Source organism: Spiroplasma diminutum CUAS-1 (assembly GCF_000439455.1).
Classification (GTDB): domain Bacteria; phylum Bacillota_I; class Bacilli_A; order Mycoplasmatales; family Mycoplasmataceae; genus Spiroplasma_A; species Spiroplasma_A diminutum.
Genome location: NC_021833.1, coordinates 455,166 through 478,149, shown reverse-complemented (window position 1 = coordinate 478,149; position 22,984 = coordinate 455,166). Strand labels below are relative to the sequence as shown.

24 protein-coding genes are annotated in these 22,984 nt (G+C 24.0%); 2 read left to right on the top strand and 22 right to left on the bottom strand.

The window, feature by feature from the left end; genetic code table 4:
• Window positions 1-5: 5 nt before the first annotated feature.
• From SDIMI_RS02215 to SDIMI_RS02180, 8 genes are all read right to left on the bottom strand, one after another.
• Window positions 6-1,520, bottom strand: coding sequence for a hypothetical protein (locus tag SDIMI_RS02215; RefSeq protein ID WP_020836364.1), 1,515 nt, complete (start codon window positions 1,518-1,520; stop codon window positions 6-8).
• Between the two features lie 230 nt (window positions 1,521-1,750).
• A complete protein-coding gene (locus SDIMI_RS04615; protein WP_020836363.1) occupies window positions 1,751-2,641 on the bottom strand; it encodes a riboflavin kinase in 891 nt (296 codons plus the stop codon).
• Entirely contained in the window at window positions 2,628-2,915 is a 288-nt protein-coding gene (locus tag SDIMI_RS02205; RefSeq protein ID WP_020836362.1) for a hypothetical protein, read from the bottom strand. The genes SDIMI_RS04615 and SDIMI_RS02205 overlap by 14 nt, the downstream gene beginning before the upstream one ends.
• Before the next feature lie 215 nt (window positions 2,916-3,130).
• Window positions 3,131-4,063: a hypothetical protein gene (locus tag SDIMI_RS02200; protein ID WP_020836361.1), complete on the bottom strand. Its 933-nt coding sequence runs from the start codon at window positions 4,061-4,063 to the stop codon at window positions 3,131-3,133.
• A complete protein-coding gene (locus tag SDIMI_RS02195) occupies window positions 4,063-4,776 on the bottom strand; it encodes an ABC transporter ATP-binding protein (RefSeq protein WP_020836360.1) in 714 nt (237 codons plus the stop codon). Before SDIMI_RS02195 ends, SDIMI_RS02200 begins: the two co-directional genes overlap by 1 nt.
• A 12-nt stretch (window positions 4,777-4,788) precedes the next feature.
• Window positions 4,789-5,439 carry a hypothetical protein gene (locus SDIMI_RS02190; RefSeq protein WP_020836359.1) on the bottom strand — a complete coding sequence of 217 codons (651 nt, stop codon included), beginning with the start codon at window positions 5,437-5,439 and terminating at the stop codon, window positions 4,789-4,791.
• Window positions 5,440-5,590: 151 nt separating this feature from the next.
• On the bottom strand, window positions 5,591-5,890 hold the full coding sequence (locus SDIMI_RS02185) for a hypothetical protein (RefSeq protein ID WP_020836358.1): 300 nt from the start codon (window positions 5,888-5,890) through the stop codon (window positions 5,591-5,593).
• 12 nt (window positions 5,891-5,902) lie between these two features.
• Window positions 5,903-6,586 carry a hypothetical protein gene (locus SDIMI_RS02180; RefSeq protein ID WP_020836357.1) on the bottom strand — a complete coding sequence of 228 codons (684 nt, stop codon included), beginning with the start codon at window positions 6,584-6,586 and terminating at the stop codon, window positions 5,903-5,905.
• 134 nt (window positions 6,587-6,720) lie between these two features.
• Here SDIMI_RS02180 and plsY point away from each other — a divergent pair, with 134 nt between their 5' ends.
• Window positions 6,721-7,533: a glycerol-3-phosphate 1-O-acyltransferase PlsY gene (gene plsY / locus SDIMI_RS02175; RefSeq protein ID WP_020836356.1), complete on the top strand. Its 813-nt coding sequence runs from the start codon at window positions 6,721-6,723 to the stop codon at window positions 7,531-7,533.
• A 34-nt stretch (window positions 7,534-7,567) separates the two neighbouring features.
• Here the strand turns inward: plsY and SDIMI_RS02170 are convergent, their stop codons facing one another.
• The 12 genes from SDIMI_RS02170 to SDIMI_RS02115 all read right to left on the bottom strand — a co-directional run bounded on the left by SDIMI_RS02170 (window position 7,568) and on the right by SDIMI_RS02115 (window position 20,231).
• Window positions 7,568-8,245: an MBL fold metallo-hydrolase gene (locus tag SDIMI_RS02170; RefSeq protein WP_020836355.1), complete on the bottom strand. Its 678-nt coding sequence runs from the start codon at window positions 8,243-8,245 to the stop codon at window positions 7,568-7,570.
• 123 nt (window positions 8,246-8,368) lie between these two features.
• The gene (locus SDIMI_RS02165; protein WP_020836354.1) at window positions 8,369-8,587 is read right to left on the bottom strand and encodes a YneF family protein; all 219 of its coding nucleotides are present in this window, start codon (window positions 8,585-8,587) and stop codon (window positions 8,369-8,371) included.
• Between the two features lie 53 nt (window positions 8,588-8,640).
• Window positions 8,641-10,608 carry a transketolase gene (gene tkt / locus SDIMI_RS02160; RefSeq protein ID WP_020836353.1) on the bottom strand — a complete coding sequence of 656 codons (1,968 nt, stop codon included), beginning with the start codon at window positions 10,606-10,608 and terminating at the stop codon, window positions 8,641-8,643.
• Window positions 10,609-10,711: 103 nt separating this feature from the next.
• Entirely contained in the window at window positions 10,712-11,821 is a 1,110-nt protein-coding gene (locus SDIMI_RS02155; protein WP_020836352.1) for a hypothetical protein, read from the bottom strand.
• Window positions 11,822-11,935: 114 nt separating this feature from the next.
• On the bottom strand, window positions 11,936-12,130 hold the full coding sequence (locus tag SDIMI_RS02150) for a DUF896 domain-containing protein (protein ID WP_020836351.1): 195 nt from the start codon (window positions 12,128-12,130) through the stop codon (window positions 11,936-11,938).
• Window positions 12,131-12,161: 31 nt separating this feature from the next.
• A complete protein-coding gene (locus tag SDIMI_RS02145; protein ID WP_020836350.1) occupies window positions 12,162-13,124 on the bottom strand; it encodes an ROK family protein in 963 nt (320 codons plus the stop codon).
• An 80-nt stretch (window positions 13,125-13,204) separates the two neighbouring features.
• Window positions 13,205-14,056: a hypothetical protein gene (locus SDIMI_RS02140; protein ID WP_020836349.1), complete on the bottom strand. Its 852-nt coding sequence runs from the start codon at window positions 14,054-14,056 to the stop codon at window positions 13,205-13,207.
• The gene (locus SDIMI_RS02135) at window positions 14,046-14,738 is read right to left on the bottom strand and encodes an ABC transporter ATP-binding protein (RefSeq protein ID WP_020836348.1); all 693 of its coding nucleotides are present in this window, start codon (window positions 14,736-14,738) and stop codon (window positions 14,046-14,048) included. Before SDIMI_RS02135 ends, SDIMI_RS02140 begins: the two co-directional genes overlap by 11 nt.
• A gap of 4 nt (window positions 14,739-14,742) precedes the next feature.
• Window positions 14,743-17,292: an endo-beta-N-acetylglucosaminidase gene (locus SDIMI_RS02130; protein ID WP_020836347.1), complete on the bottom strand. Its 2,550-nt coding sequence runs from the start codon at window positions 17,290-17,292 to the stop codon at window positions 14,743-14,745.
• An 89-nt stretch (window positions 17,293-17,381) separates the two neighbouring features.
• Window positions 17,382-18,680, bottom strand: a complete 1,299-nt coding sequence (yqeH, locus tag SDIMI_RS02125; protein WP_020836346.1) for a ribosome biogenesis GTPase YqeH — start codon at window positions 18,678-18,680, stop codon at window positions 17,382-17,384.
• On the bottom strand, window positions 18,667-19,251 hold the full coding sequence (locus SDIMI_RS02120) for a YqeG family HAD IIIA-type phosphatase (RefSeq protein WP_020836345.1): 585 nt from the start codon (window positions 19,249-19,251) through the stop codon (window positions 18,667-18,669). The genes yqeH and SDIMI_RS02120 overlap by 14 nt, the downstream gene beginning before the upstream one ends.
• A gap of 44 nt (window positions 19,252-19,295) precedes the next feature.
• The gene (locus tag SDIMI_RS02115) at window positions 19,296-20,231 is read right to left on the bottom strand and encodes a hypothetical protein (protein WP_020836344.1); all 936 of its coding nucleotides are present in this window, start codon (window positions 20,229-20,231) and stop codon (window positions 19,296-19,298) included.
• 90 nt (window positions 20,232-20,321) lie between these two features.
• Here SDIMI_RS02115 and SDIMI_RS02110 point away from each other — a divergent pair, with 90 nt between their 5' ends.
• Complete coding sequence (locus SDIMI_RS02110; RefSeq protein ID WP_020836343.1) at window positions 20,322-21,155, top strand: hypothetical protein; 834 nt, start codon at window positions 20,322-20,324, stop codon at window positions 21,153-21,155.
• Between the two features lie 12 nt (window positions 21,156-21,167).
• On the opposite strand, the gene SDIMI_RS02105 is transcribed toward SDIMI_RS02110, so the two are convergent.
• Window positions 21,168-21,980: a hypothetical protein gene (locus tag SDIMI_RS02105; RefSeq protein ID WP_020836342.1), complete on the bottom strand. Its 813-nt coding sequence runs from the start codon at window positions 21,978-21,980 to the stop codon at window positions 21,168-21,170.
• Window positions 21,952-22,962, bottom strand: coding sequence for a hypothetical protein (locus SDIMI_RS02100; RefSeq protein ID WP_041618280.1), 1,011 nt, complete (start codon window positions 22,960-22,962; stop codon window positions 21,952-21,954). Before SDIMI_RS02100 ends, SDIMI_RS02105 begins: the two co-directional genes overlap by 29 nt.
• Window positions 22,963-22,984: the final 22 nt, after the last annotated feature.

Sequence of the window (22,984 nt, the reverse complement as noted above, 5' to 3'; positions counted from 1 at the left end):
AAAAATTATTTATTCTTTTTTCTTCTATAATTTCCAACAGCAAAACTTGTAAAAAACACGATCAATATGGTAGTTCCTGCAAGTATAGCTATAATTACTCCCGGTTTAGATATAAATTCAACAAAAGTTTGTTTTTGCGCTGTATAATCGCCAAAGATATTTCCAGAATACATTTCTTTATAACTTATATCATTTTTATAAGTTTCATTTCTATATGTATTTAATTTACTTGCAAATGCATCAACAACATGACCAAATTCATGGATTAATACATTATATTTTGAAGGAGAACTTCAAAAACCTTGAGTATATTGTGAATTATATTCTTTAAATGTTAATGAAATTCCAGTCAATACTATAAATGAATATGCAGTACTTGTAACTTGTTGATTTTGAATATAACTTGCTGTACTAGTGTATCCCATTACTCCCTCTTGTGTATCTGCAAGTGGATAGTCAGGAGAAATTATAAATCCTGTTAAAATGTTTTGAGTTCAAGAAGCATTATTTGTAATTGAATAAATCATGTTATACAAGAATAATGTTAAATCTTTTAAATTTTGAGTATCTTGTTTAGTTCATTTTTCTGATTCACCTTGAAACATTGGTGTTGATATTAAATAATTTTCTTCTAAATTATCATAGACTTTTTTATAAGGTAATCTTGAAACTGAATTACTATCTAAGGAATTTTTATTAAGTATTTCATCTAATTCATCAAATGATGCATAATAGTTTTTATTAAATTCTTTAAATGAAGCAATTGAATTTTCACTTGCTTTTGTATAACTATCATTGAATCAGTTTTTTGAAATTTCATTTAAATTGTATTGATCTATACTAACAGAGGTTTGACTAGATATATAAGAACTTGCCTGGCTAAGATATGAAGTAAGATTAATGTTATATTTTAAATTTAATGAACCACTTTTACCATCTAAAGTAGTATCATATTTATTTCCTATTATATTTCTTTGAACAGCATTTACGATATTAGATTCAGCTGCTTCATTTAAAATTGATCCATTTTTTAATAACTCAGGAAAAACTGTAATAAAGAAATGATTTGTAATTTCTCAACTTTTATTTTTTTGTTCATCAGGAGTATTTAATCATTTTGAAAAAGTTTCTGCAAAAAATTCAGCATCACTTGATGATCCATAAATACTAATATTTATTGTCGAAGCCAATAAATTTTGAATTGCCAAAGATTTATTTGTATTATTTGATTCAGTAAATAATACTTCAAAATCAATATTATCTTCTAACTTAATATTATTTGCATAATAATATTTTAAAACTCTTCCATAATACATAACTTTTTGTTGATTATTTTGCTTTTGACTTGGAGGTATAAAACTTTTATAATTGATATCATTAAAAGTCGATAAATTATTTATAGTCTTTATTTCATTTTTATAATTATATTGTGTCACTTCAGATTCTACAAAACCTGAAACTTGCAATGTTTGTGTAGAAAGAAATATTGCTCCAAGTAAAGTTGTAAGTATTTTTTTCAAGATTTCACCTAATTCTTTTAGATATTGTAATCCTTTTTTGTTAGAAATCTTGTTTATTTAAAATAATTTAATGAAATAAAACACTTTTAAATTACATTATTTTAAAAGAAAATTGCTAAATTTTTATGGTTCAAGTAGAAAAAATTAAATTAAATAATTAAAAGCTGATTTGAATAAATCTGTTTAAAATTTTGATAATAAAAAGTGAAATTATTATATTTCACTTTTTATTATTTTAAAACTTTCAAAGTATTTTCAATATCTTTTCTAAGTAATTCTTTTAATTCATCTAAACTATTTACTTTAACGTTATCTCTTAATTTTTCAACTGGAGTTACTATAACTTTTCAATCATATATTTCTTGATCAAAATCAGTTAAAAAGATTTCAAAAACATCTTGATTTAATTCATTTGTTCAATAGCACCCTGATCCAATAAAAGTTTTTTCCAAATGATCAATATAAACATAACATGCATATACACCATAAGTTAATGGTAATTTTTCTTCTGTAATAAGATTAATTGTTGGAAAACCAATAGTTCTTCCAAGTTTTTTTCCTTCATTTACTCTCGAATTAAATTTATATGCTAATTTATTTTTATTTTCAAATTCTTTAAAATTACTTTGATTTAAAAGCAATAAATTTTCTTTCAAATCGTTTCCTTCTTGTGAATTTATTAAAATTGCATTTTCTTTTCAATTATTTGAAATAAATTCACAAGAAAATCTTAAAGCTTCTTTATTTACAAAATCATTTGCAATAATTACTTTTTTAATATTTAAGAAACTTTGCATATTTTGATAAATATCTAAATCACTCATATGATCCATCATCGGGTTTCATTGATAAAAAACAACATAATCAATTTCATTATTTTGAGCTTTTTCAATTATATTCTCTGCGTTTCATAAACCAAAATTCATTTCTCTTGTTGATAAAACAAAAAGAGTTGTTTTTAAATTTGATTCTCTTGCAATTTCTTTTAAATTATTTATTTGTTTATCTTCTTTTTCACTTCAATTTTCAAAATCAGCTATTAAACCAACTGAATTTTCAAGATGTAACATGATCATTGTCATGTTATTGTAAAAAAAAGTTATTGTATTATTCTTCATCATCTAAATCTGCCTTTTTTAATCTTTTCACTTCTCTTTTGTAAAAGTTTTCAGCTTTTTCAAAATCAAATCTTTTAATAATTCTATCTTTAAATTTTCATAAGTGATCTTTATCTCTAAATAAAAATCTTGTAAAACATTTTGTACATTTGAATACTAGATCTCTTTCATCTTGTGCAATGTTGTCATGAATACAATTTGAAATGGATTTATTATAATAAATGTAATCTAATTCTAATTCTAATTTTTCATTTAAATCAAATATACTTTTACCCATAGTAATTCCACCTTTTAGTTATTTTAGCATATTTTATTGCCTGTTAATAATTTTGTATAGTTAGACTCATAAATCATATATAAAAAACTTTTATTGTTAACTGTCTTTAAAAAAATGATAGTTTATTAAAAACAAACTATCATTTTTTTCAATTTAAATTCTGTATTTATATTTAAAATAACAATTGTAATTTTTTAGAAAGATTTTAATAATTTCTAAATGTTAAATGAAATTTTTTTAAATAAAAATGTAGATAATCAACCCATTATTATTGTTGAGATACTCATTATTATTGTTAATGTAGAATACAATGCCATATTAATTTTATCTAAACTAATTGCTTCTATAAAAATTTCAACTCTTCTACCATTTTCAAATCCTTCATAAACTAAATGTTTAACTAAATCTGCTTCAAAATTATAAGGTAATACCTCACAAATAAATATTTGTAATCCTAAATAATTACTAACTACTTTTAAAAAGTTATTTTCAGATTGAGATATTAATATAATTAATTCTAAAATACCTATTAGAACAAAATAAACTAAACTTAAAGATATTACAACATTAAATATTGTTGCCTTTTCGATTAATAATATAGCAATTACAAAAATTATTGATGTTAACATTAATAAAAATAAATATGTTTGTATTCCACCAAAAACCATATTGGTTAAAGCTGTTTTAGAATCCTGAGCAAAAGAGCCAATAATAATTAATATACTAAATGAAGGTAAATATAATAAAGTTGTTATGATTATCAAAGTTAAATACTTTGATAATACTATTTCAAATCTTGAAATAGGTTGTGTCATTCATAAAGAAATTTGAGTTGAACTTACCTCTCTTATTAACATTTTATTAACAAAGATTAATATAATAAATCCATAAAATACTCAACCTAAACTTTTAAACAAGATATTATATAGCATCCCTAATGGTATCATTTCCATTGATCCAGTAGAAGAACCAGTTCCAGATGAAGATCATTGTTTTTTATTCAAACTACCATTGGCAATAGAAAAACCTTCTGACAATAAAGGCAGACAAAAAATTGATGCAACAATTAATGTTCAAACAATAGTTATAAATATAATTAATTTTCAATGAATTTTAAAATGACTAGAAATTGTATTAAATAGTTTCATTATATTAAATCCTCAACGCTTTGAGTTTTAAATAATTCTATAAATTCTTTGTTTATTTCTTTCATACTAGTTTCATTGACGTTGTATTCTTTTATTAATTTTCCATTTTTAATAAAACCAACTCTATTACACATTTTTGAAATCTCATCAAAAATGTGTGAACAAATAATTATTGTTGCATTATATTCACTTTTAAATTTTAAAATTAACTCGTAAAATTGTGAAGATATAGCAGCATCAAGCCCCCTTGTTGGTTCATCAAGAACTAGAAATCTTGGTTTGTGCATTATTGAAGCAATAATAGCTAATTTTTGTTTCATTCCACTAGACATTTTATTTATTTTTTTATTAGCATCTAATTGAAAAAATAATAAAAGTTTTTCAATGTACTCTCAATTATCTTTGTCTTTTAATTTATTAATTATTTTTAAATATTGAATTCCTGTTAAGCCACTATAAAGTGCTATTTCCCCTGGAATGTAACCTGAAAATAACATTACCTCTTTGTTATTTTTAAAAGGATCTTTTCCATCAATTAGAATTTCACCTGTATCTGGTTTTATAAAACCAAGTACTTGTTTAATAAAAGTTGATTTACCTGCACCATTTGGTCCCATAATTCCATAAATTTCATTTTCTTTAATTTCTAAAGAGATATTAAAATTTCCAGCATTGTTTTTATAAATTTTGGATATATTTTTTACTATTAACATACTATTTTCACTCTAATATTTTCTTGCATTGTATCTAATTTTTGTGGCTTTTAATGATCCTGCAGATCAATATCAATTTGCACCAACCCCATATGCTGAAATTCTGTATTTTAATTTTATTACCAAAGTATTATTATCTTTAAAGTTTGCATATGCATAAGCTTTATAGTAATTTCCTCATTCATATCCACCTTTATTAGACTTAACATGTTTTAATTCAATTCAATTTCCTAATCCTTCTCTTAAATCTCACGTAAAAGTACGTGATGCACTATAAATACTTTTATCTTTTTCATAATTATTTCAATTAAATTTTTTACCTTTTTGGAAAAAATATTCTCCAATAATTGTCACTGTAATATCCTCATAATTATGTTGCAATAAATATTTTCCACCAAATTTATCTAAATTGATTTCAATTTCATCTTCAACATCTTTATAATTTACAGTATGCCCTCCTGATCCTCAAGTTTTCCCTACTGCTCAAGTTTCCAAATTTAAATTAATATTATCTTCAATACTTTCAACTTTATTTGTTTCTAAATTATTATTTACTAATATGTTTTCTTTCATATTTAATTCTGTTCTATTTGTATTAAATAAAGCAGGAATTGGTGTGACTATTAAAGTTGATACTCCTAAAATTGATAAAAGTGATTTCATATCATTTTTTTCCTTTCTTGATTATCAAAATCACTTTAATTATAAAATTTGCTTTATTAAAAACATTTTTAAAGTAAATAGTTATTAGATTTTAATTTCTTTTAAAAAAAGAAAAAAAGTTATCAATATTTTATTATTAACAACTTTTTAATTAATATTCAGTATTTTCAATTTTTGATTTTAAAAATTGAATTTCTAATTCAATATAAATTAGATCCTTTTTCTTTTCTTTAATAGTGTAAAAGTTACTATCATTTTCCTTTCTTTTCTTTAAATGTACTTGATAAATAATAAGTCCAAATAAAGGAAAGAAATATCATAATCACAAGTTTTTTCTAACTTTTTTATCAATTTGTTTTTCTTGATTTAGAAGATCTTTATAATCTTTTTCAATTTTTGCAAGACTTTTTTGTAATTCTTGTTTATTCATTTTTATATATTTTTCAAACATATTTTAGTCCTCTTAAACTACTATTAATTGTTTTAATATTTCATTAACTAAATGATTTAATGATTGAAATATTATTTTTAGCTCGTTTGTATGAGCTAAAAATTGTTGTTTTTCATTTTCTAATCCAACTGATTCTAAACTTGAATAAATGTTTTTTGTATCTTGTAAAAAGAATACCATTTTTTCACAGTTTAATAATTTATCTTGAAAATCAGTTGATGAAGAAATATTATTTATAAGTATTTTAATATCATTTGCAAATTTCTGATTTCACTTTTCAATATTGAAATCTTCTACTATTTCTAAATAACTATTATTATATAAATCAATTTGTTTATCAAAGAATTCACTGATATAAGTTAAGAAAAACTCTCCAGGATCTTTTTGATTTATATTTTCATAATTAATACAATACTCTTTTCAATCCATTTCAGCTTTATAAAAATAGTTATATCTTTGTAAGATTAAAGTTAACATTAAACTTAATTCAATTGGATCATTGTTAATATTTTTTTCAAAAAAATTATTAATTCCCTCAAATAATATTTTACAATCATCAGTTTGTCCTAAAGCAATTAATTCATTTTTTTGATCTTCATCAAATTTAAATTCTTGTTTATTTAAAAGACCAAATAAATCCTTTTTATATAAACTAAATATAATTTTTTTTAAATTAATTTTATCAATTAGCTTCATAGTATAAAACACCCCATATTTATTGACTTATTTTTAACAATCATTATTTAATTTTAAACTATTTTCTTGCATAATACTATATCTTTATAGTATTATAAATAATGAATAAATATTCATAAGGGAGTATTAATAAAATGTACTTAGAAACTATCATAGGGACAGCAATAGCTTCAATTATAGCTTACTTATTAGGAAGCTTTTCTTTCTCTATAACAATTGTGAAACTTAAGACAAATAAAGATGTAAGAGATCAAGGAAGTAAAAATGCTGGAGCTACAAATGCAAGTAGAATAATTGGTAAAAAATGAGGAGCATTCATAATGATTCTTGATGCTCTTAAAATATTAATTGCAGTAACTGTAGCATTTGCATTAAGTCAAATACCTACTTCATACTTTCAAAATATCATATTAATTGTTCCAGGGTTATTTGCATTAATTGGACACTGCTGACCTATTTATTACAAATTTAAAGGTGGAAAAGCAGTAAGTTGTTTTTTAGGATTAATGTTTACTGCAAATTACATAGTTGGAATAATATTATTTACTACTTGATTAGTATTAGTATTATCAACAAGAAAAGTAAGTATTGGTTCAATATTTGCAGCAATTCTTGCTGGTGTATTAATGTGAATTCCTCAAATTTCAGGGTTAAATACTTTCTCTATTCATGGAGCAGACTTTATTAATGCATTTAATAAAGGAATAAATTTTGTATGATTTAACAAAATGCATGAAGTAAATGGATCAAATTATGATAATTTCTTAATAATTAACTTAGTTACAACTACAGCTATGATAATATTATTAGCAAGACATTGACAAAATATTCAACGTCTAATTAAAGGAACAGAACCTGCTTTCCTAAAAAAAAGAGGTTCAAAAGAAAAAGAATCTAAACAAGAAGAAGTAAAAGTAAAAAATAATAATCAAAAAGTTGCTAATTAATAGCAACTTTTTTTATTTATTGAGTTTTAAAAATTTATTTTTCAATATATTTTCTTAATAACTTAGCTTCTTCATCTTCTAAAATATTTCTGATTTGGAAACCATAGTTATAATGCCCTGTAAACACTGAATAGTTTTTGTCAAAATTACTCATCAATCAGTTAAAAGTTTCTAATGCTAACTTTTCATTTTGATTATCTAGTTGCATCAAACCATCAACTAGATAACTTTCATCTTTAAAAATGAAATCACCTGTAAATAAGAATTTTTTTTCTGGAATTGCAAATATAAGAGATCCATCTGTATGTGATTTCTTCTTATATATTTCTACGTTGTATCCATTTATGTTTACTTTTGTTTCTTCTGATATTACTTTCAAATTTTTTATCGGTTGTACGATACATTTTTCAACACCTTCAAAGAAATCACTCATATTTTTTGAAGAATCGAATAGATTTAATAAATCTTCTTTTCCTATAAAAACATTTGGATTTTCTTGACTTTTACATATCTCATTTATTCCATAAAAATGAGGGAAATGTCCATGTGTTATAAAAATGTCAGTTATTCTGATATCATTATCTTCTACAAACTGAATTATATCTTTGTAAGATTCATATGCTGTATCAAATAAGATGCCTTTTTTTTCTTCATTGTGCATTAAAAATGCATTAACCCTTTTAAATTTTTTACAAGTAAAAACTTGTATCATTTTTGCCCACCATCCTAATTTTCTGTATTTCTTGGGTTACAATTCCTAAATGATTATATATTAAAAATTTGAAAAAAAAAAAAAAAAATGTTTTAATTTATAAAACATTTTACTAAATATATATTATTTACCTCTTTTTACAGCATTCATTGTCTTTTTAATATCAGTTTCAGTTGGTTTTCTACCCATACTTCTATACATTGCTCTAATTTGATTTTCATTAATTGGTGGATTTTCTCTTAATTGTTTTTGAATAACTTTTCTTGTTATTACAAAACCAATAATTCCCCCAGCAACTGCACAAGCTATGGCTATTAAAAGAGCTCCTCATCAAACTATCATATTCTTATCTCCCTTTTTATCACTATAATTTTAATATTATCATAAAAAATAAATTATTTTAATACAGATATTATGTCTTTTGCTATTTCTTCTGAAGTAAATTTAATTTCTTTTATTACATCAGCAAAAGGAGCTGAATAACCAAATGTATCAATACCATATGCTTTTCCTTGATCACCTAAGAATTTATGTCATCCATAAGTAGAACCAAGTTCAATTGAAAATCTAGTTGTATTTCTGTTAATAATTGAATCTTGATATTCTTTTGATTGTTTATTAAATTCATTCATATTAATCATTGAAACAACATTTACTTTTTGGTTTTCTCTTTCTAAAATTTGTTTAATATCAAGAGCTAAGCTAACTTCACTTCCAGTTGCAATTAAAGTAATATTTGCATTTGGTGTTTCGCTTAAAATATATGCTCCTTTTTTAACTTGATCTATTAAATTACTTGAATGATCCAATTCTTTTAAATTTTGACGGGTTGCAATAATAACACTTGGATTATTTTTATTATTTAATGCATTATAATAACTTGCAATAGTTTCTGCCATGTCGCAAGGTCTATAAACACTCATATTTGGTATACTTCTTAACATTGCAAGTTGTTCTATTGGTTGGTGAGTTGGTCCATCTTCTCCAACTGCAACTGAATCATGAGTAAATACACTCAATGTTTGAATGTTCATAATTGCACTCATTCTTAAAGCTGGTTTTAAATAATCTGCAAATACAAAGAAACCTGATGCTACAGGAAGTAATCCTCCATGAAGAGCCATACCATTGTTTATTGCACTCATCGCAAATTCTCTAACTCCATACATTATATTTCTTGCTTTTGTATTATCAAAATCATAATTACCATCAGCACCTTTGATCTTTGTTGATTCACAAAGATCTGCACTTCCTCCAATTATTGCAGGGATGTTTTTACTCAATAAGTTAAATACTTCTCCTGAACTTACTCTTGTAGCTTGTTCAGTTGATTTATTTAAAGCTTCAAGTTCTTTTAAGTCAATATCTCATTGTTTGTCAATTGATTTTAAAAGTTGTTCTGCTAATTGAGGATTTGATTCTTTATATTTTTCAAACATTTCATTTCATTGATTGTTTGCTTCAACTCCCCTATTTAAAACATTTTCTTTTCAAAAGTCATATACATCTTGGGGAATTACAAATTCTGATTCATTTCAGTTAAAGTAATTTTTAACTGTTTGAATATCATTTCCTAATGGTGCACCATGAACTTTTGTAGTTCCTTGATTTGTTGAACCAATTCCAATAATTGTTTTTACTTCAATATATGTAGGTTTATCACTTTGTTGAGCTGATTTAATTGCATTTTCAATTGCAATTAAATCTTCACCATTTTCAACTTTTAAAGTATTTCATCCTGCTGCTTTAAATTTAAGTTGAATATCTTCACTTTGTGCAACTTCAACTGGAGCATCAAGTTGAATATCATTTGAATCATGTAAAACTATTAATTTATTTAGTTTATATCTTCCAGCAAAACTTATTGCTTCTTGACATACACCTTCTTGTAAGTCACCATCACCACATAAAACATAAGTAAAGTGATTTATAAGTTTTAAATCATCTTTATTATACATTCCAGCTAGATGACTTTCTCCAAGTGCCATTCCAACACCCATTGCAAATCCTTGTCCTAATGGTCCTGTTGTTGCTTCTACACCTTGTGTATGACCAAATTCTGGGTGCCCTGGTGTTTTTGAATTAAGTTGTCTAAAATTTTTAATCTCTTCTATTGAAAGATTAAAACCTGACAAGTGTAGTGCGCTGTATAACAGTGCACTACCGTGTCCTGCACTTAATACAAATCTATCTCTATTAAATCATGATGGATTTGATGGATTTAAGTTCATAAATTTTGTAAATAAAGTATAAACTATTGGACTTGCTCCTAATACTATTCCAGGGTGACCTGAATTTGCTTTATTAACAGCTTCAATTCCTAAAATTCTTAATGCATTTAAATTTTTGTTGTTTTTATTCATTTTTTGTTTGAACCTCACTTTTAATCAACTTAATTATATATAAAAAATAAAAAAAACCTTAATAGTAAGATTTTTTGTTTAAATATTTATTATTGGTTTCTTATTAAGCTGCTCAGTTTAAAGCAATTTCAACTGATCCTGTATAAAGTGTAGAATCAGCTTTTGCAGTAATTTTTAATACACCATTTACTGCAGGAATTTCTGGTGTTTCAGTTTCCTGATTTCCTGGTTCACCTTTAACAGGTTCTGTAGTTAATTCAACAGTAACCTCGTCTTTATTTAATCCAGCATTAGCAGCAATAACGTCAGTTAAATAATCATTTGCTGATTTAATTTCGGTAATTGTTAAAACTGTTTTTGTAATAACAGAACTTAATTCATCTGGAACTATAGTTTCAACATTAAAAGTAATTTCAGCAGTTTCTGTGTAAAAATTTTCATTGTTTGAAGTAACAGTTGCTGAATAATTTGTTGTTATAACTTCTCTAGTTTGTTTTATAACAATATCAATGTAATCAAGTTTTAAAGTTGGATTTTGTGCTTGTAAAGCACTTCTTACAGTAGCTTCATCTGCATTATCTAATGTTCCTAAATTTTTTACATTAATTACAGATGATAAATTTTCAGCAGATCCTGTTTTTACATTAAAAGTAATTTCAGCAGTTCCTGTATAAAAATCATTATTTGTTGACTTAACAGTTGCTGAATAATTTGTTGTTATAACTTCTCTAGTTTGTTTTATATCAATATCAATGTAATCAAGGTTTAAAGTTGGATTTTGTACTTGTAAAGCATTTATTACAGTATCTTTATCTGCATTATCTAATGTTCCTAAATCTTTTACATTAATAACTGATGATAAATCTTCAGCAGGTATTTTATCTACATTAAAAGTTATTCCATCAACTTCACCTTTATAAATTTTTGTATTACTAGAAGTAACTTTAACGTTGTAATTAATTACTTCTCCACTTTGTGTTGGTTTCTTTGTAATTTCTATTTTGATTGCATTAATATTTAAATTACTATTTTGTTTTTTTAAAGCCTCTTTTACAGTAGCTTCATTTGCATTATCTAATTTTCCTAAATCAGTTTTTTTAATAACAGTTGAAAGTTCAACTGAATTATCTGTTGTGCCAAAACATGAAACAGCAGTTCCACTTGTTGATGCTAGCATACCACTTGACGCTAACAATCCTAATAATTTCTTCATTTCTTATTTTCCCCTTATGACTAGCACAGTCATACATATTATAAAATACTTTTTAGATAAATAAAACATTTTATAGAAATTAATTAAATAAAAAGGAAAAAATAATTCATAGAGCTATTTTTTCCTTTTTATTTCATTTCCATTTTCATCAATAAATTTTGTATTTTCTAATTGTTGTTCTAATCCTGCTCTAAATAATTTAATATACTTTTCTCTTAATTTAGCTCTTTCTTCTAATTCTTCATGAGTTAATTCTCTTTGTTTTGCAATATGTGCAAGTTCATTAATTCTTTTCAAAAGTTTTTCCATATTTTATTCTCCATAAAAAAATGATTGAAAATTAGAATATTTTTCAATCATTTAAAGCATAATAAGCACTACCAATCATAGTTGAATCATTTCCTAATTCAGCTATTTCGATAGTTAATTCTTCTGCAAACATATCAATCATATATTTTTTAATACTTGATTGAATAATTTCAATTAATTTTTCATCTAACTGTGTTAATCCACCAGCCAATATTATAGCTTCTGGATCCAATGCATTTATCATTGTTGCCATATGCATTATAAGCGGATCAAGTGCTTCTTGTAATAAAACAGTTATTTCTTCAGGTTGATTGTTTTCTTCATATATTTCAAGTATTTCTTTAAAAGTTATATCTTCTACATTTTTAAAGAAATGTGCAGCAGAATGATTTTTTTTATTTTTAAAAGTTACTTTAAAATGGTTTGCAATTCCAAGAATTGAAGACATTGGTTCAACACACCCTGTTAAACCACAAGAACATGGGTAATTCTTTTGAAAAACTCCACCACCATGACCAAATTCACCAGCAAATCCTCTTGCTCCTGGTGCTAGTTTACCTTCAGTAATTACAGCTCCACCAATTCCATTATCAACGTAATAGAAAATGATTGAATCATATTGTTTTGCAACTCCTGTTCAAAATTCACCTAATGCACTTGCATTAGCATCATTTATTACAAAAATTGGTTTTTTAAATAATTCTTCAGCAACTTCTTTTAAATGATAATTAGTTAAATTTAAATTAGCTGAATATCTTATTATTCCAAGCATGTGATCAACATAACCACCAATTGCAATACCTATTTTTTCAACTTCTTCTTCATAATTTATTCCAATTGCTTCTAAACCATCTATTATTTTTTCAAAAAGATTTGGTATAAGTCTAGTTAAATCATGATCAACTGCAAATTTAGCTTGTAAATCTCCATATTGATTTACTAATCCAACTTTTGAAGATGTAACACCAATTTCAATAGCTAAAACTAATTTCATCTATTTGTCCTCCCTGAAAAAATCAATTATTAATATACTGCTTTTTAAATATTATAATACACTTTTTTCAAGAAAGTAGGTTATTTTTTATTATTTCATCCAAATGAGAAATATGCTCCAATTGATAATAAAACTACATATAGTAAACCAGTAAAACTTACTAAAGTTAGATTATAATTAAAACTAACTATTTTTCTATCTGCATTTTCCATAATTCAATTTAAGTTATTTGCAGAAGAACTTATAAGTCCAATTCAAACTGAGTGTTTTTGTGGAATAAAATAACTAAATATAACTATTCCCTTATTTATTGCCATTAGATCAATTGGTAATAAATTATCTGAAAACACTATACAAAAGGCAACTATTAATATAGTTAAACTTTGAGATAAAGCAACACTTTTAATAAGACCACTAATAATTGTTCCAATAGCAATTGAAATCAATATATTTAAACTTATAGCATATAAAATACCAATTCATTCAGTAAATTTAATCGAATTAAGTGTTGCTGAAATACTTTCTTCTATTGGTTTTAAATATAGTAATCCTAGAATTTCTAATGTACAAATACCTATTATAAAAGCAACAATACCTGCTAAAAAATTAAAGGCTCATATACTTAATAAAAATTCTGTTTTTGATATTCCAGCACTATGTATTCTTTTCAAAAATACTGAGTTTTTTCACTCTGATATTGAAATGTTTACAAGAAATACAACTGCATAAGTTGGGATCATCATAAATAAGAATAATTTTGTAGGTTTATAATGACTGTTTATTCCTCCATTGAATCATGAAAATATAGCTAATATAAATATTGGTATAAAAAATAAATATACATAAGTTCTAAAATTTCTTAAAACAGAACTTGAAACTAAAAGAAAATTGTTAAGGAAGTTTTTATTAAATTTAATAAAACTATTCTGCATGATTTTTGTAATATTCTATTAACATTTTTCTAATACTTCCATATTTTTTAACAATTTCTTTTGTTGATTCATCTAAGAATATTTGACCATTATTTAAAATTACAACTCTATCACATAATTCTTCAACTTCTTCAGTATTATGAGAAATTAAAACTATTGTTTTACCTTGTTCTTTTAGATTTTTAAAATATGTTATCAATTTTAATTGCATTTTTAAATCTAATCCTGAAATCATTTCATCTAAAAAGATATATTGAGGATTATTTATAACAGCTAAGAAACAATTGACTCTTTGCTTTTGACCCCCACTCAAATTATTTAAATCTTTTTTTAATAATTCTTCAATTTCAAATATTTCAAGTAATTTTTTAGTATCTTCATCAGTTTCTTTAAATCAATTATTTTTAAAGAACTTAACAAGAATTTTTGAACTTACACCCATTGGTCACATTCCCTCTTGAAATTGAATTCCAACTTTTCTGTAAGTATTTTTTTCTCCATCAATTAAAATTTCTCCATTTGATGGTTTAATTTGTCCAACAATTAATTCCATTAATGTTGTTTTTCCAGCACCATTTGATCCTAAAATCCCAATACACTCTCCGCTTTTAACTTGCAGATTTATATCATTTAAAATTTTGTTTTTACCAAAACTTTTTGATAAATTTTTTATTTCCAACATCTTTCTATTCCCCGACTTCCAATTTAATTCATTTTATTTCACCAGTAGCATTATTTTGTAATTTAATATGAAATTGTTTTACATCTACTGGGATATTTTTAATATAGTAATTATCTGAATTTGTTTCTCCAACTCTAAAAAGTTCATTATTTTTTTTATAATAAACTTCATAATATGAATAAATATCTTTTTCTTTAAATAAAGAATCAAAATTTAATCTATAGTTTTTAAAACCATTCTCTCTATTAATTACTAATTCAGATTCTGCTTTAATATTTGTTAAATCATCAAAAGTATTTTTTATAGAGTTATTATCTATAGATAATTGACCAACATTTATTTTTCCTGAACCTGAATTTGCAGTAAAATTTAATCCAATTTTTCCAACAGTTCCTTCAGAATTTATTGTTCCATTTATTTCTTTTCAACCATTGTCAAGTTCTTTAACAGAATAATTACTTACAGCTTTTTTAATTGTTGTCGAACCACCATTAATTTCTTCATAAATTATTTTAGGTTCTTCAATACCTGTTGATTTATAAACAAATGAAACATCTAAATTTTTTGTTTTTTTATAGTTACTTCCCATAATCATTCAATTATATTCTGAGCCATTTTCAAATTTAGCATCAATAATCTCACCATCATTTTTTACACCAGAACCTAGTGCAATTGAATTACCTTTTAAATAAGGATCTAAATAATCATAAAATCCAGTTATGTTTTTACTATCAACAACTTGATTATCTTCATTAGCTTTTGTAATCATTCATTTATATGTTGGTTGAACATCAGCTATATTTGAATTACTTCATGGATAATTAGTTTCAACAATTCTTTCTACTCCATTTTCTGATGTATTTAAAGAAGCAAATTTAGATCCATTTCCTGTTGAAAAATTTGTAAAGAAAGATTTATTATCATCAATCAATACTGTTTTTTCTTGAACTAAATTTCCAACTCCATAACTTTTATTTTCAAAAGTTTTTTCGTCATATGAAACTGAACCTTCATCATTTTCTGAAAGTTGTCTGTTTCTTCCTGTATATATTAAATCATCATAATAATTTTGTTTAGTCATTCCATAAGTATCAATGTCTAATGTATCTTGATTTTCAATTTTAATTTTATCCATATCTTGTCTTGCAAGATCATCTGCAACTTGTGATGCAAATATTGCAAGTGAATTTTTTAATTCATTTTGATCATTACTTTTATAAGTTCATTTATTTAAATTTTTATCTGATCTTTCTTTTGTTACATCAATATATTCTTTTCCATTTTCATCATAGTGTTTATAAACTAAATCTTTTAATTCTCTTCCACCAAGTCTATCTTGATTGTAAAAGATATTTCCACCAATTCATCCTGATGCATTATACATATTGTAAATAGTGAAAGGATCGATATTTTTATTTTTTTCTAAATAGTCAACTGATTTATTTGGAGTAATTCCAAAATCACTTAAAAAATAATCACTATTTTTTTGTAATTCTTCAGATTCTTGACTTGCTGTTTTACCTGTTGTATCTTGTTCTAAACTACCATTATTTTTATAAGAAAATAATATTAAGTTTTTAACTTTTTCATCAGTTGAAGCTTTTACTTTTTCTCTAAATTGTTTCATTATTTCTGTTGAAACTTTATATCTTAAAATATAACCATCTTCAAAATATCCATTTGGTTCATTATTTCAAAATCATCCATCAAATCCTAAATCAACTGCTATGTTGATTAATATATCAACAATTAAATAATTTCCATTTGAATCCTTCTTCAAGAATTGGTCTAACATTTCCTTTTTAAGTCCATGATAACCATCTAAAAATATATTTCCAAGTATTTTTGTTCCATTTATATGTGCTTTTTCAACTTCATTTTTTCCAGGTGGAACAATAATACCTTCATCTGCAGCTCCAGCTCAAGCAACCATAATATCGTTATATTGATAGTTATTAAAGCTTCTTGCATATGTTCTTTTATTTCCAACTATGGTATTTTCCAATGAAGTACCTGGAATAATAGTTGACATATTCATTTCTTTAATTTTTTCATCTTGAGTGCTTACTCATTTTGAAGCTACTTTTTCAGTTTTTTGTAATTCTATTCTTGATTTATTGTATTTTGCATCAAGATCAGATTGATAAGTTCAATCTAAAATACTGTTTATTTTATCAAATCTTTCATTTCTTTTAACTTCCATTACATCTCTTTTTCTATTACCATTTGGTAAAAATTTAGTGTTTAATGGAACACCTGTTGGTGACTGTTTTAGAACTTCATTTGATGTTTTAAAACCAGTATTAAAATTTTTGTAGTCTAAAAACTTAGACTCATTTTTAATTTTTAAACTAATTGCTTCTTCGACACTAGAAGCATTAATTGCCGATTTGTTATAGCTATTAAAATATGGTTCTTCTTTACTTCATTTATAGTCACTAATTTTTGATAAATCAGTTCCATAATTTAAACTGTCACTTCCACAAGAAACAGTATATAACAAAAAAGGCATTGTTGTTGTTATTGCTAACAACGCAAATACTATTTTTTTCATTTTATTCCCCTCACAAGTATTTTTACACAAAAAAAAAAAAAAAGTACTTTTTTTTACTTTTTTTTACTTTTTTTTACTTTTTTTACTTTTTAAATTAATGCATCTAATTCAGTTACTTTAATTCCATATTCTGTTTTTGGAACTGTAATTGATAATTTCATGTCAGGATATGATTTAAAATTAATTCAACCCAATCCAGAAATATGAATATCAACTTTTCTTTCATTAGTATAATTAAAAACTAATGTTTCAAATTCACAATCTTTATCTAATAATCTTGGAGATAAATTATGACGATTTTTTTTGAAATATCTTTGTGCATTTATTGCTTTTGTTCTATGTAGTGGTAATTGTTTATTTATATAAAAATGAAAATTAGTTTTTGTTTCTTTTCCATTCTTTTCATTAAATGCTTGTCCATTTTCAAAAGTAAATCATGCAAGACCACCATAAAAAATTGATTGACCTTGATTTAATTGATAAGTAACTTGTTTAATTTCTTTTTGGAAGAAAAAGAAATCTCAATAACTTGGTGCTGTAGCTATTGCAATATGATTATGTTTTACAAGTCCTGGTGTATCATATACAAAATTCTTTTCTGTAAAATTAATTTTTATCTTATCTAGTGTTGTATTTACATATTTTGAAGTTACAATACTTGGAATTTGTTGATTTGCTTTTAAACACGCATTTATTAAACTTGATTTTCCAGCATTTGAAATACCAACAATATATTGATCATATTGAACTGATTTTAATTCATTTACTAAAGCAAATACATAATCTTGTTTAATTGATGAAGTTAAGATTATTTTTGATCCATTTATTGGTGAATCTTCAAAGAATTTTTTAACGTAGTTAAATATTTTTGTTTTCTTAACAGCTTTTGGAAATAGATCTATTTTATTAACTAGAATAACAACTTCTTTTTTTGAAATTAATTGCTCTAATCATGTCAATCTACTTCCAGGTAAGTCAAAAATATCTACAACATAGTAATATCTTATTTTTTCATCAGTTTTATTTATATCATCAATGATTTTTATAAAGTCTTGATCATTTATTTCTTGCTCAACAAGTTTATTGTAATATTTAATTTTAAAACATCTTAAACATAAATCTTGTTTTTCAATATTTAAACTAAATCCTGGAAGTTTGTCATCTTCTGTTTGAAGTTCTTTTCCACAACCAATACATTTCTTAGGACCGCTTGAATTAAAGTTTGTAGTATTTCCAATACCAGGTCTTGCTTCAGTTAAAGTTACTTTACTTTTTTGTTTTACTTTTATAACTTCTTCACTTTGTGCATTAATTTTTAAAGCTTTATCTTCAAGTTCTTCTAATTGCTTTTCGATTTCATCAATTTTATCATTATTAGAGAATTTCATAATTGCCCCCTATTTCTCCTTCGTTATAAAATCCTTCATGAAGGATATTTTCTTGCGAAAGTCTTTTTGAAATATGTTTTTCTAAAAACTGTACAGTTTTACTTTCTTGTTTATTTCTACTTAATGGTGAAACTAAAATACTTTTAATATGAGCTCTATTTGCAACAAGAACATCTGTTACAAATTGATCACCAATTAATATCATTTCTTCTTCTTTATATTTGAATAATTTTTTAACTATTTTCATTTTACCCAAAAGAGGTTTTTTACAATCTCAAAAGTAGTTAGTAATACCTGCTTTTTTTGCAAAATTTTCAACTCTACTTCTAATATTATTTGAGAAAAGAACAAACTCCATGTTTTGAGAATAAACGTTTTTAACAAAGTTTATTACATCTGGTGAAGGAATTCTTTCGTTTCAACCTATTAATGTATTGTCCATATCACACATTACAAGTTTAATACCACTATTCTTTAGAGAAGCTAAGTTTATTTTCTCATAGCTTTCTAGATAAATTGAAGGTTTAAAATAGTTTAGTAAAAGAAAATTACCCTTTTTTTTATCAGCCATTTTTTAACCCCCTACTGTTAATAAAATTATATCAATTTTATTAACTAATATTTTTTAATATAACTGTTTTTTGAATAAGCAATATTGGTAAATTCATAAACAAAAGATAAAAATTCTAAAACTTTTAAAACATCATTATAACAATGATCGATTACTCTCTTTATATTATTGTTTTTTGCCTTATATTCTTCATATTCAATTTTTTTATTTATAGATTTAGAAAAGAAAGAATATGCGCTACAACACATAGTATAAATATCCTCTTTTTCATCTTTAAATATATTTTGATTTATATCTTCAAATCAATCAAAAAATTTCTTTGTACTTGTCAATGCAATCATTTCATCACTTTGTTTTCCTGTAGGAAGATTTTCTCTTTTTCAAAATTCTTCTCCATTTTTATTAGTATTTGAAAAAGAGAAAGTTTTTTCTAAAATATCATATATATCAAAATAGTTTGCATTTAATTCTTTTGTATCTTTGTTATAAAATGCCATTTTTAATGTTTTTCTAGCAAATAATTTTTTATTATCATTTATTCATTTATTAATAATTTTAATATCATTACTTGCACCAGCACAAACAATAGTTCTTATTTCTTTATTTCTACACATATTTAAAAATGAAATTATCATTTTTGAATATTGATCAAAGAAATTATATGTTTTATCATTAAAGTTTCTTTTAATAGTAATTGATTTTATTGCTTTTTTATTATCTCTGTTAGAAATTTCTTTTAAAGATTTTGCAAATGAATATTGAATAACATAAACTAAATCCTTATTATCTTCACTGTAAAGCTTTTTATCATTTTCCCCATTATCATGAGAATGATTAAAAAATTCAGTGTCCAAAACAATAATTGGAAATTGTATATTTTCAATTATTTTTTTAGAAGCTTCTTTATCAAATCTAAAGTTTTGATTTTCATTCAGTAAAAAGAAGCCCTCATCAATAATTTGTATTGAATTTCTTTTCATATTATTACCTACTTTTACAATGATAATATCATATTTTTAAATTCAAAATTTGGCTAATATAAGATATTATATTTATAAAGGTGAAAATATATGGAAAATATAAACAATTTTAAAAACTATATTGATGAAATCTCTGTAAATTGATTTAAAAAATTTATAAATGAAAAAATTGATAGTTTCAGAAACGGTTTTTTAGAAGATAATGATCAAGGATTTGGAGACTTTACCCCTGATATTAATGTAACTTCATATATTTTAAATAAAGTTAAAATTGATATTGAAAATATCAAACAATATAATGAAATTAAAAACTTTATTTCAAAATATAGTTTAAAAATTAAAAATAAAGATGATTTAATAAGTGCTGGAGATGCAGCACAATTAGAATTATTAGAAACAATTGAAAAAAACCCAAATAATATTCAAGAAAAAATTACTGAACTAATTATGAAAATGCAAATAAACAATATTACAAAAAACTTAGATAAATCATTAAAAATATTAGAATCACTTTTAAATAAACTTGGAGAAGAAACTTTAATTAATGAAATTGAATATGAAGATTTGCAATATATTTTAGAGTCAAATCTTGAAAAAACCTTAGAAAAATTAAAAAAATGAAATATAGAAAATCCAAAACAAAGTGATTTTTATAAAGAAGAAATGAAAATAGTTGAAAATGACCCTGATTTTGAGAAAAAAAGAGAAGCTAGTGAAATTATTGAGCATTACTTTGGAAATATAATCGGTCAAGAAATTGATGAAGAAGAAATGGAAGGACTTAATGTCCAAAATATAAATGAACGTTCTAAAATAGTTATATTTAATAAAGGAATTATGATTAGCGAAGAATTACGTGGAAAAATAGAGTTAATTAGTCAAATTTACAAAAATAGTAATCAATTTAAAAAAAGCAATATATAGAATATTGCTTTTTTATTGTACAAATTTATATTTTATTCCATCAATTTCCATAGTTTTACCATTATCATCATCAGGAAAATTAATTAATCCTGTTAAATCCAATGATAATCTGCTATTTGCAGTTAAAATAAGTTTATTTATAAAGGCATTTTGCTCATCTTTGGATAAAGACCCCTGAATCTCATAATAATTTTTAGAATCTATTTCAGCTTCTTCAATTGGTTCATCACTTACTTTTAATTTAAAGTTCAAACCTTCAATTATTTTATTAATAAACTTAAATGTTTCATCTTTTTCAATTGGTTTTGATGTAGTTACTGTTGCTAAGATCTTTCCTTGTTCTTTTCAACCCTTTTTAATTGTTAAAGCAAGATCAGATTCTATATTTGTTGCATAGCTTCTATTTTCATTTTCATTTACATCTACTTTAATTGAATTTAGAAAAATATTTTCAACAACTATTGTCATTCCGGTAAAGTCATATGTTGTATCTGAAATAGCAGGTTTATATATTTCTGATAAAATTTTAATAAATTCTACTTCAGTTTCATTATCCAAATCAGGAGTTATTTTTGAGTTTTGAATTTTTGTTGAAAATAAACTTGATTCAAAACCATTGTGTTCTCATGAATCATTTATAAACTCCAAATATTGTAAACTATAAGGTTTAATTGTTGATTTATCATTAAAAAAAATGTTTAAATCATCTGTTGTACCTGTAAAGCTTTTCGAAGCAATTGAAATTATTGGATCACATGCGGTAGTAAGAATTGAAGAAGTAGGAATAAAAAACACACTAGATAATATGTAAAGTATTTTTTTCATTTGATTCTCCCCCAGTTTCTGATTTAATTGTGAATTTAATAGAAATTTGATTTATTAATTTTTTTTCTATTATAAATTTATTTAAATTTGTTGATTCAAAAATTATTATTTTATCTTTTTCTGACTCTATTGGTGGTAATGTTTCACCCTCTTGTTTTTCAATTTCAACTTCACTTTCTTTAAAATCCAAATTTGATTGATATTTTGAAAATAAATTATTAACTTTTTTTATAATAACTTTAATTTCAGATTCATTAGTTAATGCAAATTCAATATTTAATTTATTAGAATCGTCTTCTATTGAAACATCACTTGAATTTAATAATTCTTTAATTCATTCTGAATCTAATTCATTTTTTTTATCAAAAAATGTAAATTCACTATTAATATTTCTATCTGGATGTTTAATTTCAATATAATTTTCCTTTGATCAAAGTATTAATTCATCTTTATTTTCATATTTATTAAAGAAATAATTATTTCTTGAGTAATCAACATAAAATGATAAATTAGAAAAATCGTAAAGATAACCTTCATTTTCATTTGGCTGAATTGAAAATCATGAAGCTAAATCATCTATTGCATATTGAGCTTTCATTCTTTCCTTAAATGGATCTTTAATTTCATTATATTCTTTATTTGTTAATCCAATTCCTGTGAAGGTATTATTTTCTTGACAATTAAAATCTGTACAATTTAATTTAATACCTGCTTCACTTAATTCAAATTGAGATTTAGTTTTTGGAGTTTCAATTTCTTCATCTATTTCTTTTGGAGGTATAGTAACATGATCTAAATCCGGTAACATAGAAAAATTTTCATTTTTTGTATTATTTTTATTTTCAAAAACTTTATTAAATGCTGTATTATAATCTGTTTCATAAAAACTGATTGTAGGTTTTGTATTGCCACAAGAAATCACACTTAAAGTTGTTGAACTTGTAAGAGTAATTGTAGCTAAAAAATTTATCATTTTCTTCAATGTAATCACCAAATTGATTATA